The sequence below is a fragment of the Fictibacillus nanhaiensis genome (assembly GCF_042686385.1).
GTDB lineage: Bacteria > Bacillota > Bacilli > Bacillales > Fictibacillaceae > Fictibacillus > Fictibacillus nanhaiensis.
The window spans coordinates 2,110,304-2,123,515 of sequence record NZ_JBHUPF010000006.1; the positions used below are offsets into that span (position 1 = coordinate 2,110,304).

The 13,212-nt window shown below is 39.0% G+C and carries 10 protein-coding genes and 1 other annotated feature; of the genes, 2 read left to right on the plus strand and 8 right to left on the minus strand.

What is annotated here, in order from left to right; translation table 11 throughout:
- Window positions 1-17: 17 nt before the first annotated feature.
- Complete coding sequence (locus tag ACFS5O_RS14415) at window positions 18-218, minus strand: DUF6501 family protein (RefSeq protein WP_205726254.1); 201 nt, start codon at window positions 216-218, stop codon at window positions 18-20.
- A gap of 155 nt (window positions 219-373) precedes the next feature.
- On the opposite strand from ACFS5O_RS14415, the gene ACFS5O_RS14420 reads away from it, so the two are divergent.
- Window positions 374-1,336, plus strand: coding sequence for a quinone oxidoreductase family protein (locus tag ACFS5O_RS14420; protein WP_205726253.1), 963 nt, complete (start codon window positions 374-376; stop codon window positions 1,334-1,336).
- Window positions 1,337-1,541: 205 nt separating this feature from the next.
- Here the strand turns inward: ACFS5O_RS14420 and ACFS5O_RS14425 are convergent, their stop codons facing one another.
- The 6 genes from ACFS5O_RS14425 to ACFS5O_RS14450 all read right to left on the minus strand — a co-directional run bounded on the left by ACFS5O_RS14425 (window position 1,542) and on the right by ACFS5O_RS14450 (window position 10,473).
- The gene (locus ACFS5O_RS14425) at window positions 1,542-2,516 is read right to left on the minus strand and encodes a nuclease-related domain-containing protein (protein WP_205726252.1); all 975 of its coding nucleotides are present in this window, start codon (window positions 2,514-2,516) and stop codon (window positions 1,542-1,544) included.
- A 361-nt stretch (window positions 2,517-2,877) separates the two neighbouring features.
- The gene (gene odhB, locus ACFS5O_RS14430; protein ID WP_205726251.1) at window positions 2,878-4,152 is read right to left on the minus strand and encodes a 2-oxoglutarate dehydrogenase complex dihydrolipoyllysine-residue succinyltransferase; all 1,275 of its coding nucleotides are present in this window, start codon (window positions 4,150-4,152) and stop codon (window positions 2,878-2,880) included.
- On the minus strand, window positions 4,145-7,000 hold the full coding sequence (locus ACFS5O_RS14435) for a 2-oxoglutarate dehydrogenase E1 component (protein ID WP_205726250.1): 2,856 nt from the start codon (window positions 6,998-7,000) through the stop codon (window positions 4,145-4,147). The genes odhB and ACFS5O_RS14435 overlap by 8 nt, the downstream gene beginning before the upstream one ends.
- A 171-nt stretch (window positions 7,001-7,171) precedes the next feature.
- Window positions 7,172-8,107, minus strand: a complete 936-nt coding sequence (gene rarD, locus ACFS5O_RS14440) for an EamA family transporter RarD (RefSeq protein ID WP_205726249.1) — start codon at window positions 8,105-8,107, stop codon at window positions 7,172-7,174.
- 104 nt (window positions 8,108-8,211) lie between these two features.
- Window positions 8,212-9,894 (minus strand): arginine--tRNA ligase, encoded by a 1,683-nt coding sequence (argS, locus tag ACFS5O_RS14445; protein WP_205726248.1) that lies wholly within the window; start codon window positions 9,892-9,894, stop codon window positions 8,212-8,214.
- A gap of 47 nt (window positions 9,895-9,941) precedes the next feature.
- Window positions 9,942-10,144, minus strand: a binding site (T-box leader).
- Window positions 10,145-10,191: 47 nt separating this feature from the next.
- Window positions 10,192-10,473 (minus strand): hypothetical protein, encoded by a 282-nt coding sequence (locus ACFS5O_RS14450; RefSeq protein ID WP_205726247.1) that lies wholly within the window; start codon window positions 10,471-10,473, stop codon window positions 10,192-10,194.
- A gap of 86 nt (window positions 10,474-10,559) precedes the next feature.
- Between ACFS5O_RS14450 and ACFS5O_RS14455 the strand changes: the two genes are divergently transcribed.
- Window positions 10,560-11,921: an MATE family efflux transporter gene (locus tag ACFS5O_RS14455; RefSeq protein ID WP_205726246.1), complete on the plus strand. Its 1,362-nt coding sequence runs from the start codon at window positions 10,560-10,562 to the stop codon at window positions 11,919-11,921.
- Window positions 11,922-12,188: 267 nt separating this feature from the next.
- Here ACFS5O_RS14455 and msrA read toward each other — a convergent pair whose 3' ends face one another.
- Window positions 12,189-13,151, minus strand: coding sequence for a peptide-methionine (S)-S-oxide reductase MsrA (msrA, locus tag ACFS5O_RS14460; RefSeq protein ID WP_205726245.1), 963 nt, complete (start codon window positions 13,149-13,151; stop codon window positions 12,189-12,191).
- Between the last annotated feature and the right edge of the window lie 61 nt (window positions 13,152-13,212).

Consider the following 13,212-nt stretch of genomic DNA (forward strand, 5'->3'; position numbering starts at 1 on the left):
TATGGTTGCTCTAGAGCTTACCCTTCAAAATATTCTTTGTAGTATCCGCCTATTTTCCCTGTGTTATCTATTACAAAATAAAATTCTTCTGTTTCATTCTTTAGTTCATAGGTTTTACCAGCCGTTAAAGCACGGTTAACCATATATTTTTTTGCATCCGTATGTACGCATTTGATCTCGCGAATTGTGTCTCGATTCGCCCACTCTAAATGAATCATGAAATCTCTCTCCTTTAAGCATTTCTTTTGTTAAATCATAATGTGCCCCGCTCTTTCTGTCAAATTCATTCCTTAGAGACTTCTTTCCTAGTATTACATAGATTGTTTCGGTTAATATGATAAAGAAGATTCTATTAGAATGGAGATCTATATATATGAAAGCTTTAGTGTTTGACTCTTTTGGTGGTCCAGAAGTTTTAGACTATCGAGAAATTAACAACCCGATTATCGGTGATCAAGACATTTTGGTCGAAATGAAAGCCATTGGCTTAAACTTCGCAGATGTTTATAGAAGAAAAGGAAATTATCATCTTGAAGGGCAGCCTCCATATATTCTCGGTTATGAAGGAGCAGGAATCGTTAAAGAAGTTGGTAGTGCCGTTAACGGTGTTTCAGTTGGAGATCGTATCGCATTTGCAGATGTACCTGCAGCTAACGCGGAACTTGTCGTTGTACCACAAGACAAAGCAATTCCTATTCCAGAAGGCGTTTCTTTTGAATCAGCTGCCTCACTTTTATTACAAGGGTTGACTGCACATTATTTAACGAAAGACAGTTTTTCCATTAAAAAAGGCGATGTAGCATTGGTTCATGCTGCTGCCGGTGGTGTTGGTCAGTTATTGATTCAAATCATCAAGCTGCTTGGTGGAAAGGTTATTGGTCTAACCTCTTCAAAAGAAAAACGTCAGATTGCTTTAGAAGCGGGTGCGGATTCGGTATTCTTATATAATGATAATTGGAAAGAAAGCGTGTTGAGTCAAACTTCTGGCAAAGGCGTAGACGTTGTTTACGAGTCAGTCGGTTCTACGATAATGGATAGTTTTGAAGTTACAAGAATTGGTGGAACTGTAGTATTCTTTGGGATGGCTGGTGGCGATCCTGTGTCCATTGATCCTCGTATGCTCATGGATACTTCTAAGACGTTGACCGGAGGCGATTTGTGGAATGTCCTTACCTCTCATGAAGAACGTTTGAATCGTTCAAGCGAGTTGTTTGAATGGATTAAGAATGGCGATGTAAAAATTTCAGAAACACATTTCCCATTGCATGATGGTGCAAAAGCTCATGAATATTTAGAGAGTAGAAAGAGTACGGGGAAGATTTTGTTGATTCCTTAAGTTATATAATAGAAGAATTTACGGCGGCTGCAGATTGCAGCTGTCTTTTTTTCTTTCTAGTTGCATAATGCAAATGTCTTGATCATTAGATAGTTGTATTTCGCAAATTTTATTGATTGTATTTTACAAGTGATTTTCACTTATAAAATAGCAGGCTCTTAAATTCGCATTTTTATTAGATTGAAATAATTTTTTGCTAGTTGAATTATTCAGGAAATGGTAGCTGGTACGTTGCTGAATTAGTAGGGCCGCTCGGAGTAAGCTTCATGGATTTCAGAAGATTTTTCATACAAGTGGATGAATCGATGTGTAAAAAACGTCTTAAGATTTTATTCTTAACAGGTTCATTAAAGATCAATGCGTAGTCATGGATTGCTCTTATATGAGCACCTTTGGACTTTCCATTGCACATAGAACAAACCCAAGTACTTCTCTCTCGTCGCATAGGAATATGATTGCAGCCTTGACAAAAGACTCCAGTGATAATGTCCGCCTCATGGATGTTATAGGTTTTTAATAAGTCTGGGTTATGTTTTTCATGTTGCTTTAGTAGCTTTGTAGTCATTTTGGCGAGGTCTTTCTTCGAGAGAATTTCTTGATGGGATGTCGAAATGTCTTGAATTTTATTAGCTAAACCCTTAGCTCGAATAATATGGGCTGTTTTTTTACCGTAATGCGGCGATAGCGTAATAAAGGATTTAGGATTTGTTAGAACAACGAGGGAATGAAGCGGAATTTTTGGAAACTGACTTCTTTTCAACCAGTTTTCTAAATATATTTTTTGTTGTTGAACTTGATTCACTGGATCAGGAAATGTTTCATCCACCCCATTTTTCGTTCGTTTCATCTGATCGAAGTGATGATCAAAATAAAGGTCACCTGAGAGATTTTTAACTTCGAGCAAAACGACAAATGAAGAATGAAGGATCAGACAGTCAATTTGAAAATAGTACTTCTTTTCTTTATCTCTTGGAAGTCGCAAGTCATGAAAAATGAGATATGAATGTTCATCTAAATCGTGCAAATAATAATATAATGCCACTTCGCCTCTATAACCTGCCGCGTATTTCGCAAACTCAGTTTTTAATTCACCATATTTCGGGTGACTGGGTATTAATCTCTGGATAATGGAGTCCAATTTTAATAATTTTAGGGGCTTAGTACGTGGTTTTTTTATCAAGAAATCACCTCTAGCTTTTTAGTACATATCTCATTCAAGAAAACTGGATAAAAATCCTTTATTTTCAGTAATGATTTGATGATTATTTTCCATTCGGAAATTAGATTGTGCACAATTAAGTCTAATTTGAAAAAATTAAGTCGGAATGAACGTTAATTAAGTCGTTCCACGCATCAATTAAGCCGTTTTCAGCCACGATTAAGTCTAAATCCAAAAATAAAGGTCATTCGACAAACCCCAAGGACTTACTACCCGGAACACCCATCAGCAGCTACACACACCACAGCCTCCTTCACAAACCCACAAAAAAACACCCCCTGCAAGCAGGAGGTGTTCCATATCATCATTACATTCCTAAACATTAACCTTCTAAAAGAAGTGATTCTGGATCTTCCAGAAGTGATTTAATCGTTGTTAAGAAGCTTACTGCTTCTTTTCCATCTACAATACGGTGATCATAAGAAAGCGCGATGTACATCATCGGACGGTTTTCCATGCGCTCTTTATCGATCGCTACTGGTCTCCATTGGATCGTGTGCATACCAAGGATACCAACTTGAGGTGCATTTAAGATCGGTGTCGATAGCATCGATCCGAAGATACCGCCGTTTGTGATTGTGAAAGAACCACCTTGAAGGTCTTCTAAAGATAGCTTTTTAGAACGTGCCTTCTCAGCTAAGTTTCCGATCTCCTTTTCGATACCTGCGAAGCTTAGACGGTCAGCGTTACGAACAACTGGTACAACTAGTCCTTCTTCTGCTCCAACTGCGATACCGATATCATAGAACTTTTTAAGAACCATTTCATCGCCTTGAATCTCTGCGTTGATCGCAGGGAACTTTTTCAGTGCGCCAACAACAGCTTTCGTGAAGAATGACATATATCCTAGTTTAACACCGTTTTGCTCATAGAACTTGTCCTTACGACGAGCACGAACTTCGTTGATCGCCGTCATATCAACTTCATTGAACGTTGTTAGCATCGCTGCCGTTTGTTGAGCTTCAACTAAACGTTTAGCGATTGTTTGGCGTCTGCGAGACATCTTCACGCGCTCTACAGGCTTTTCAGGATTTACCGCTTCAACTGAAGCAGCAGGCTTAGAAGCTGATGCAGCAGGTTTAGATGCTGGTGCAGCTTTCTCTGTGCTTCCACCTTCAGCATGGCGGATAACATCTTCTGTGCGAACGCGTCCAAGTGGGTCACGAGCACTAATTTCAGAAAGATCGATGCCTTTTTCACGAGCTAGCTTGCGAGCTGCAGGAGATGCGATTGGACGGTCAGAAGCTTTCACTTCTTTTTCAGCTGCGTCTTTTTCTACGATCGGCTCTTGTTTTTGTTGAGTTGGAGCTGCCTTTTCTTCCGTTTTCTCTTCTGCTGCCGGTTCTGCAGACTCCGAAGCTCCGCCTTCAACGATTGAAGCGATGATATCTCCAACGGCTACAGTGTCGCCTGGTTCAACCTTGATATTTTTTAGAACGCCATCTCGCTCTGCACTGATCTCAATGTTAACTTTATCAGTTTCTAGCTCTACTAAATCTTCGCCTTTAACAACGGTGTCGCCTTCTTTTTTAAGCCATTGTGCTACTGTACCTTCTGAAATTGATTCGGCTAATTCCGGAACTTTAACGTCAAACATGTTCACGGCCTCCCTCTCGCGATTGAATGTCTAGTGCTAATGATGTTTGGATGATTTGTTCTTGTTCTTTTTTATAGATGTCTGGTTCCCCACCAGCCGTACTCGAACGTTCTTGACGTCCAATATATGAAACGTGTGCTTTTGGTGCTACAGCACGAAGTTTAGGCTCAATGTATAACCAAGATCCCATGTTCTTCGGCTCTTCTTGCACCCAGATCAAGTCTTCAACGTTTGGATACTCTTTTAATAAAGCATTCATCTCTTCTTCTGGGAACGGATAGATCTGTTCAACGCGAACGATGTGCATTTCCGTTCTTGCTACTTGATCTTGCTCAAGTGCTTTTTCAAGATCGATCGCAATCTTACCAGAACAAAGTAAGATTTTCTTTACTTTGTCTTTTTCTTTGCCTAGACCAGGCTGTTGTAACAATGGCATAAAGTGGTCACTTTCAAATGCCTCCGCCATGGATGCTACTTTCGTGTCACGCAGCAAGCTCTTAGGTGTCATTACAACCAACGGACGAACCTCATCCATCGATAAGAGCTTCGCTTGACGTCTTAGCAAATGGAAGTACTGAGATGCTGTACTTACGTTAGCAACTGTCCAGTTATTTTCTGCACCTAGCTGTAAGAATCTTTCTAGACGTGCACTTGAATGCTCAGGTCCTTGACCTTCATATCCGTGAGGAAGAAGCATCACCATACCTGATTTTTGTCCCCACTTCGCACGGCCAGCAGATAAGAACTGATCGAATAGAACTTGTGCAACGTTCGCGAAATCTCCGTATTGTGCTTCCCAAATAACAAGCGTTTCAGGTGCAAACACATTATAGCCGTATTCAAAACCAACAACTGATGATTCTGAGAGTGGACTGTTATGAATCGCAAACGAAACATCGATGTCATCCATCGCATGCAATGGAGAAAACTTCTTTCCGCTCTCACTATCGTTTAGAACAAGGTGTCTTTGCGCGAACGTACCACGCTCAGAGTCTTGCCCCGTAATACGAATCGGCGTTCCATCTTTAAGGATAGAGGCGAACGCTAATGATTCAGCCATACCCCAATCGATCTTTTCCCCTTGGAAAGACTTGCGTCTGCGTTCAAGGATTCTCTTGATCTTCGGATAAACGTTAAAGTCTTCTGGGAACTTGAGCATGTTCTCTGTAAGTTCTTGAAGATCACTAACTGAAATTGTGGTATCGATATCAGGAAGTGCTTTCGATAACGGATCAGGAAGTCTTGTGTCTTCCAATTTGAATTTTTCTTTACGACCTTGTACTTTTTCATATTCAGTCTGATGCTTTGTTAATACATCATTTTCAATGGATTTTACTTCTTCTTCAGAAAGTACTCCTTCTTTAACAAGTTGCTTAGCATAAACGTCACGAACTGTCGGATGACTGTTTACTTGTTTATACAATCTTGGCTGTGTTGCAGATGGATCGTCCATTTCATTGTGACCGAATCGACGATATCCGATCAGGTCGATCAGAACGTCTTTTTGGAACTTTTTACGATATTCATAAGCAAGATGTACAGCTGCAATACATGCTTCTGGATCATCTGCATTAACGTGAATGATCGGAATCTCAAACCCTTTTGCAAGGTCACTCGCATATTTGGTTGAACGAGAATCGCCGCTATCTGTTGTAAAACCTACTAGATTGTTCGCGATGATATGAAGTGTCCCACCTGTTTGGTATCCTTTAAGACGACTTAAGTTCAATGTTTCAGCAACGATTCCTTCACCAGGAAAAGCAGCATCACCATGAATAAGGATCGCGAATGCTTTAGAAGTATCTTGAACCGGATACCCTTTTTTATCACGTGTTTCTTGAGCTGCTCTTGTATATCCTTCAACTACTGGATCTACATACTCTAAGTGACTCGGGTTATTTGCAAGTGAGATTTTAATTTTGTGAGATTGATCTGTTTCGACCAATCGGCTTGCACCAAGATGGTACTTTACATCTCCAGTCCATCCAAAGTTAATTCCTCTTGAACCTTCAGAAGGAATTAGCTCCTTGTTTGGAGAATGATGAAATTCTGAGAAAATGAGTTCATAAGGTTTGCCAAGCACGTGAGCAAGAACGTTCAGACGCCCACGGTGTGCCATTCCGATCAGAGCATGTTCTGCTCCGTCACGGCATCCTTCTTTAGCTGCTTCATCAAGCATCGGTACCAGCATATCAACGCCTTCGATAGAGAAACGCTTTTGTCCAACGAATGTCTTATGAAGAAATTTCTCAAATCCTTCAACTTCACTCAATCGCGTTAGAAGGTTCTTCTTATCTTCAGCCGAAAATTTAGGATAGTGTTTGCTTGTTTCAACCATGGTGTTTAACCATTGGCGTTCTTCAGTCTCATGAACATGACTGAATTCATAAGCGATTGTTTTCGTATACACTTCCTGAAGCATCTGAATCGCTTCAAACCCGTCTTTAACGCTTGATGGCGCTTCTTTCCAAATAAAGGAAGGTGGTATCGCTTTCAAATCTTCTTTTGTTAAGTTAAATTCTTTCGGGTCAATATGGTGGATATCTTTCGGAAATTCCCCTACAGGGTATAAGTTAGCTGCCAGGTGACCGTATGTGCGAATGTTTTCTGCTAATTTTAATGCAGCTGCTAATTTCTCGAAATCCAATCCATCAAAACTCTGTGCAGTACGTTGATTTGATTCAGAGCCCTCAATTGGAGGCCCCCATGCATCAAATTTCTCTTTGAATGAACTGTCAACAGATTCCGGATCCACACTATATTGATCATATAGTTCAAGGATGTAGGCCATATTCGGTCCACTTAGTCCTTGCCAAGGATTTTCTGATTTGGAACGTTGATGACTCATCTTTTGTTCCCTCCTGCTTCCCTTTGTAAGTATTGTGCTGTTGCTGTTAACAGGTGATTCATCATTTCTCGCCATTGAATTTTTCCCTATTTAAAGCGCTCTCAAACAATGAATGAAAAGAACCTTATCATTGATAAGGTTTCAACTGTAACAATGGTCATTGCCATTATACTATATTTTCGCAGAAAGTGAATTTTGTTTTTTACGATTTATGAGATAATTTGCCCATTTTGTTTTGCTGACCGTAAAAATAAGCAGTGCAAGCCATATTAAAGCGAATGAAATGACGTGTATCTGACTGAATGTTTCCTGATACAAAAAAACACCTAACACGAGCATAATCGTAGGAGCAATATATTGTAGAAAACCGATCATCGTCATCGAAATCCGCTTAACACCTTGCGCAAAACAAAGTAACGGTACAGCAGTTACAAGGCCTGCTCCCCATAAGAGCAATGTCGTAGAAGTTCCTCCAGCGATAAAGGAAGCTTCTCCGTTCCATTGAAGGAAGATTAAATAAAAGAACGCTAATGGAAAGACAAACATCGTCTCAAACGTTAAGCCCGTTAACGAATCAAAACTCCCAAGTTTTTTTACAAGTCCGTACAGACCAAACGAAAGCGCTAGAGAAACAGCTACCCAAGGAAATTCTCCATGTTGCCATGTTAATAGAAAAACACCGCAAGCAGCTAACAAAAAGGATACGAGCTGCCAGCTGTTTAATTTTTCTTTTAAAACAAGCATGCCTAAAATTACACTAACGAGCGGATTGATATAATAGCCTAAACTTGCTTCAACAACATGATCTGTATTGACCGCCCATATATACATGACCCAGTTTCCACTAATCAATAGCGAAGCAGTCAATACAGATAGAAACTGCTTTCTATTACTAAAAAGTACTTTTACATCTCTTATTAGTGACTTTTTCTTTTTTAGTAAGAACATAACCGCGATCATTAAAAGAAATGACCATAGAATGCGGTGTGCTAAGATCTCAACAGAACCAGCTGATTGAAGTGGTTTCCAATATAGCGGTAGAAATCCCCATATTAAATAAGAAAAAGCGGCATACCATATACCCTTCGTATGTTCATTTAATTTCATTGTCCGTTCCTCGATCCCATAATTTATATGAAGTTATAAGATTATATAACGGATTCTTGATGATTTGCTACTAAATAAACTTTACAGCAAAATAATCGGTAACTTTACATTTTATTCGGTGTCTGTACGCCTAATAATCGTAATCCTTCTTTCAGCACGATTTGAACAGCTGCACAAAGTGCTAATCGTTCTGGCGTTTCTTTACTATCTAAGATTTTCACATGTGCATAATAGTGGTTGAACTTATGAGATAGTTTTAAGACATATTTTGAAATTATAGATGGTTCTTTTCTGTGAAACGCAAGTTCAACAACTTCAGGAAACTCGCTTAATACAGATAGAATCTCCCAGCTTTCAGATCCGATGGAGAACTCTAGTGGAACGCTCCCGGTAAAGTTCCCTCTATTCAATAAGGTTTGTATTCTAGCTGCTGTATACTGCACATACGGCCCTGTGTCACCTTCGAATTTAAGCATCATCTCAAGCGAAAATTCCACATCATTTCCCTTTTCATTTTTTAAATCATGAAAGATAACAGCCCCCACTCCTACTTGACGAGCGACGGTCGCTATTTCATGTAGTTCAGGATTCTTACTTCGAATATTTTGTTCTGCTAACTTAACTGCTTCTAAAATAACCGTTTCTAATAGGACTGTTTTTCCTTTTCGAGTACTCATTTTCTTACCGTTCTGTAAAATGAGCCCGAATGGAACATGGTGCATGTTGTCTGCCCAATCATGTCCGAGCTTTCTCAGGACTCGCTTCACTTGTTCAAAATGTAGAGATTGTTCGTGACCGACAACATAGAACGCTTCGTCAAAGTCATAGGTGTTCTTTCTATAGAGAGCAGCCGTAATGTCACGTGTTGCATATAAAGTGGCACCGTCTGTCTTTTTGATCAAACACGGTGGTAGATCATCACCTACTCTTACAACTTGAGCACCTTCAGAGAGTTCTAACAAATTCATTTCTTGCAATGCTTTCAAAGAAGCATCCATCTTATCGTTAAAGAAAGCTTCACCGTTATAGGAATCGAATTGGACATCCAATAACTCATAAATTTTCTGAAAAGCTTCTAAAGATACTTCTTTAAACCAGATCCATAGTTCTTTAGCTTTTGGATCATGATCTTCTAATTTCTTAAACCACATTCTACCTTCATCATTTAACGAAGGATCTTTTTCAGCTTCTTCATGAAAACGTACGTAAAGTTTAGTCAGCTCTTCGATCGGATTATTACGGACTTTATTTTCCTCGCCCCACTTTAAATAGGCTGAGATCAATTTTCCAAACTGAGTTCCCCAATCTCCTATATAATTTATTTTTACTGTCTGGTAGCCGCATTTTTCACTGATAGCGGCTATAGAGGAACCGATTACAGTCGAGCGTAGATGTCCCATCGAGAACGGCTTAGCGATGTTTGGTGAGGAAAGATCTAAAAGGATCGTTTTCCCATGACCGAAACGATGGTTGGCATATGCGTCCTTCTCTTTTAAAATTTGAGTCAGCAGAGATTGAGCTTCTGCTTTTTTATTTAAAAAAACATTTACATAGCTCCCTACAGCTTCAATTTTCTCAAACTCACCTGAAATGTTTCCTTGAGCTATCGTTTTTGCGATTTCATTTGGAGATTTCTTAAAGGTCTTAGCTAACTGAAAACAGGGAAATGCTAGATCACCATGTTGGATCTGTTTTGGCTTTTCAATAGAGGCTTCAATTTGTTCCCATGTTAAGTCATTCCCGATTTGATCTTGTAAGTAAGCTGCAAATATATGTTTTCCGTTCATTCGTTTCCCTCCCTAAAATAAAAAAAATCCGCCTCTTCTACATTAATAGAAGAGACGGATATTAACCGCGGTACCACTCTCATTGCCAAAAGGCCACTTGACTTGTTAACGGGAAGTCCCGGTCTGCTCTACTTCGTTTCAAGCAAACATTTCCAAAGTGCGCTTCGTCTGTAAGTAGTGCAAGGCTTACACCGATTCCTTGCTCGCTATGAACATCCTTACAGAGTACTCTCTTTTTCATAAATGATCTGAGTTATAGTTTTTCATATTATATGAGGGCAAAAACAAAAAGTCAACTTATTCCTTATTATCAAAATCCAAGTAATCTCTCATGCGTTTAATGTATCTTTTTAACCGAAATAACGTTTCCGTTCGTAAATATTTTGAATTAAAAGCCGCCGTAACGGCTGGTACTGATACAAAAACTCCATGTTCTGTAACTCTGACCGGTATTATGCCTGTATAAATTGTTTCCCCACTGCTTTTATATAAAAGCTCTGTTGATACCAGTACAATCTTTTCGTCGCTTTGCTCTCCTGGCAGAACAGATTGAACTTCAAAAAGAAATTGAACACTCATAGTTTCTCCTTCACGTATATTAGTTATGTTTTATGATATAATGCATTGTCTCGAATTGACAGTTTAATACTAAAGGAAGTATGCATATGATACAGACATATTCGTTAAGAGATAAATACAAAAACTTCTTAATCCTGGTGATTCCAGTCTTAGTCACTCAGTTAGGCTTGTATGCCATGAACTTTTTAGATACGGTAATGAGTGGCCGATCTGGTGCTGATCAATTAGCAGGTGTAGCCATCGGATCGAGTTTGTGGGTGCCAATCTTCACTGGGCTAAATGGTATCCTAATGGCATTAACACCTATCGTCTCACAGCTTTTAGGTGCTAAGAACACTAAAAATGTTCCCCGATCTGTTATGCAAGCAGTCTACTTGTCTGTTGTAATATCCGTCATCGTTGTTGTTTTAGGATCAGTTATGTTAGATCCTATTTTAGGAGCGATGTCTCTTGAAAAAGAAGTTGAAAATGTTGCAAGAGGATATTTAATCGCACTCTCTTTCGGGATCATGCCATTGTTTTTATATGGAGCACTTCGATCTTTTATAGATGCGCTTGGTCAAACTAGAATTACAATGTTTATTACTCTTGTCGGACTACCCGTAAATGCGATCTTTAACTACCTATTTATTTTTGGTAAAGGTGGTTTTCCAGAATTAGGCGGAGTAGGTGCAGGTGTTGCAACAGCTATAACGTATTGGGTAACCGCAATTATTACCGTTGTCATCGTCGTTAAAGTGAATCCATTTAGGGGATATAAACTTTTTAGAAACTTCTATAAACCTTCTTTGACCGCTTGGAAAGAACAGTTGAAAATCGGCGTTCCGATTGGTCTTGCCATCTTTTTTGAAGTAAGTATATTTGCGGCTGTTACCTTGTTAATGAGTGATTTTAACACGATAACCATAGCGGCTCACCAAGCCGCACTTAACTTTGCTTCATTCCTATATATGCTGCCACTAAGCATCTCTTTTGCGCTTACGATTGCAGTTGGTTTTGAAGTTGGTGCAAAACGCTTTAAAGACGCAGCCCAATATAGTTACATCGGAATAATAACGGCAGTTGGATTTGCTCTAATCCTATCAGGTCTTTTAGTCATTTTCGATGACCAAGTAGCGAGAATGTATTCAAACGAACCAGAAGTCATTCAACTTACGATCTCGTTCTTATGGTATGCAGTGTTCTTTCAATTGGCTGACGCTATAGGTGCTCCGATACAAGGTGCACTAAGAGGCTATAAAGATGTAAATGTAACCTTTATGCTTTCATTTATCTCTTACTGGGTGCTTGGTCTACCCGTTGGATATTATCTAGCGAACTTCACAACTCTTGGTGCATATGGTTATTGGATTGGTTTAATATCAGGTCTAACAGCTGGAGCAATTATTCTATTTGCCCGATTAAAATACATTCAGTCACATTCTTATTCCTCTTCTGAACAAAAATAAAACAGTTTGAGCTTAGGTAATGAAAATTCCACCCTATAAAGGTTCAAAGTATGATTCCGCTCAAATCCATACCTGTTAACTAAACAAAAAAAGATCAAACCCACTACTATTGAGTGAGTTTGATCTTTTTCTATACGTAAAAACAAGAAGTCTAGGACGAATAAACGTAGGACGATTTAAAATTAAATAATCTAACTTGAATTCATGTATATAAAGAAAAACCAGCGAAATGGGCTGGTTTTTCTTTGTCATTGATTAGGTGTTGGCTTATTTTTGTTCGAACAGAGTGAGATATTCTCCGTATCCTTTTTCTTTTAGTTCGTTCTTCGGAATAAACCGGAGTGCTGCAGAGTTGATACAATATCTTAATCCTCCGCGATCTCGAGGACCATCAGTGAATACATGTCCTAAATGGGAGTCTGCATCCTTACTTCTAACTTCCGTTCTGATCATACCGTGTGATAAGTCCTCTTTTTCTTCAACAGTAGATGAACGAACCGGTTTTGTAAAACTTGGCCATCCACAGCTGCTATCAAATTTATCTAAAGAACTAAAAAGAGGTTCTCCAGAAACGATATCTACATAGATACCTTCTTCTGTATGATTCCAAAATTCATTTTGAAACGGTGGTTCAGTTCCATCGTTTTGTGTAACGTTATACTGGATAGGACTTAATGTTTTAAGAATTTCTTCTTTTTGCCCATTGTCTACCCAGTGTGATTTAATAAATGCATCTCTACCTGAGCCTTGACGATAACGCTTGTAATGAAACGGATTCTTTTTGTGATAATCCTGATGATATTCTTCAGCCGGATAGAATGTATCAGCTGGTAATATTAAAGTTGCGATCGGTTTGTCGAATCGGCCGCTCTCCTCTAATTCCTTCTTTGATTTCTCAGCGATCGTTTTTTGTTCTTCATCATGATAAAAAATGGCAGTGCGATACGAATCACCGCGGTCATAAAATTGACCTCCTGCATCAGTAGGATCAATTTGTTTCCAAAACACAGAAACGATTTTTTCATACGAGATGATAGATGGATCAAATGTAATTTGGACTGCCTCAAAATGGCCAGTCGTTTCGCTACAAACTTCTTTGTAAGTCGGATTTTCTTTATGGCCACCCGTATAGCCTGATTCTACAGAAATAATACCAGGCCATTCTTCAAATGGTGTGACCATACACCAAAAACATCCACCAGCAAAAGTAGCTTTTGCATAGTTACTCATGAGATCAATCTCCTTTTTCATCTGTTTGTTTCATCATATAAGAATGTCATTCAAAAGCATA